This is a genomic window from Ideonella sp. P3_A4, assembly GCF_056403075.1.
Genome location: NZ_JBFUGE010000948.1, coordinates 1 through 1,705, shown reverse-complemented (window position 1 = coordinate 1,705; position 1,705 = coordinate 1). Strand labels below are relative to the sequence as shown.

Sequence of the window (1,705 nt, the reverse complement as noted above, 5' to 3'; positions counted from 1 at the left end):
GCCGATCACCTTCATGATGTGGTAATCCATCGAGTTCGGGAACGGGCTGCGGTGGTCAGCCCACCAGTCGGTGGGCCAGTTGCCGGTGATCTCGCCCGTCCACACGTTGATGGCCTCGTGCAGGCTCAGCAAGTAGCCCCAGAACCCGGGCACGTCGACGATGTTGCCTGAGGCGTCGCGGTAGGTGTAGTCGTTCCAGAAAGCGTCGCCGGTGACTTGGTCGCCGAGGCCGAAGTCGCTGCCGGTGGACGCCCAACCGTTGGGCTCGTTGGCCTGGAAGACGAAGGGCAGGCCGTCGGGGGTGTAGTCGAACAGGTCTTCCAGCGTGGTGATCACGTCGTTGCCGTAGGGCCAGAACTTCTTGAAGTCGAGCCTGTGCTCTTGCCACACCTGGGGCTCGATGCACCAGCGCGCGAGCCTGCTCTTGTGACCCTGGATGTAGTCCTTGCTGCCATCGTCGTTCACGCAATGGGCCTTCTCGGCCGTGGCCTCGATGCCGTGGCCGAAGCCGTTTGCCGGCGCCGCATGCGCCCCGGCAAACGCGGCGGAAAGGATCAGCGTTGCCAGCAGCGAACCACCGCAGCGTTGGGAGAAACTGGAGCACTTCATCGGTGTTACCTCAGAGTTGATGGGACTGCGCACGCACAGTAGCGAACGCCGCCATCCACGAATCTGGTCAACCGTATTCCGGCTGAAACTCTCGAGACCGATTGATAAAACCTGGACCCGGCCTGGGCCGGACATCGACCGCAGCAGCGTCGATGCCCCCAGTTTCTGGGGCGTCAGGATGCGCTGCATCCCCAAAGCATTCCGGCGCGGCCGTGATCTATGTGTTGGCAGGCCCTAAAACACCGGGGTGGTGGGCTGGTCGGGCAAACGCTGCGCAAACGCCTCCAGCTGCGTGATGCAGGTGCCCCAGCCGTCGAAGAAGCCGAGTTCTTCGTGCCGGTCGCGCGTGGCCTGGTCGGGGTGCATCACCGTGGCGGTGTAGCGCGTGCCGCCGGCCTCGTCGGCCATCGTGATGATCGCGGTGAACGGCATCCACGGCGTCTGCGGGCGCCAGCCGGCGGTCAGCGCCGAGGTGAAGACGATGCGCGACGTCTCGACGATCTCAAGGAAGCTGCCCGGGTTGTCGCTGGTGCCGCCGTCCGGGCCTTGCATGAAAGTGTGGAAGGCGCCGCCGGGGCGCAGGTCGAAGGCGCGCACTTCGGTCGTCCAGGGTTTCGGGCACCACCATTCCTTCAGCAGCTTCGGGTCGGTCCAGGCTTGCCATAGCTTGGCCCGCGGCGCGCGCACCAGGCGCGAGATGACGAGGTCGTTCGGTTCAGTTTTTGCGGCGGTTTCGTTGCTCACGGGACAAGTCCTCCTGGTGAAGGGTTTCGACAAAACTGGCCATGCGGTCGCTGCGCGCTTCCCATAACGCACGCTGCTCGGCCAGCCACGTGTGGGCCTGCGTCAGCGTCTTCGGCACCAGCTCGCAGGTGCGCACCCGCCCGACCTTGTTCGAGTGGATCACGTTGCTGCGCTCCAGCACCGACAGGTGCTTCATGAACGATGGCAGAGCCATCGCGAAGGGGGCGGCCAGCGCGGACACCGTTGCCGGCCCATGGCCGAGCGCACCCACGATGGCCAGCCGCGTCGGGTCACCGAGCGCGTAGAACACATCGGGCAGGGGCGTTAAATGCTTAGCCATTTGGCTTAGTGT

The 1,705-nt window shown here is 64.9% G+C and carries 3 protein-coding genes; all 3 read right to left on the bottom strand.

All coding sequences use genetic code 11. From position 1 onward, the window contains the following. Positions 1-609, bottom strand: a 609-nt coding sequence (locus AC1DYI_RS34730; RefSeq protein ID WP_477208648.1) for a hypothetical protein, incomplete at its 3' end; no start/stop codon positions are given. Positions 610-843: 234 nt separating this feature from the next. Beyond that, positions 844-1,353, bottom strand: a complete 510-nt coding sequence (locus AC1DYI_RS34725) for an SRPBCC family protein (RefSeq protein ID WP_477208647.1) — start codon at positions 1,351-1,353, stop codon at positions 844-846. Next, positions 1,325-1,693 (bottom strand): ArsR/SmtB family transcription factor, encoded by a 369-nt coding sequence (locus tag AC1DYI_RS34720; protein ID WP_477208649.1) that lies wholly within the window; start codon positions 1,691-1,693, stop codon positions 1,325-1,327. The genes AC1DYI_RS34725 and AC1DYI_RS34720 overlap by 29 nt, the downstream gene beginning before the upstream one ends. Between the last annotated feature and the right edge of the window lie 12 nt (positions 1,694-1,705).

Bases quoted from the DNA above. Each gene is read 5' to 3' on its own strand.
- AC1DYI_RS34720 (WP_477208649.1), bottom strand. From the start codon at position 1,693: ATGGCTAAGCATTTAACGCCCCTGCCCGATGTGTTCTACGCGCTCGGT.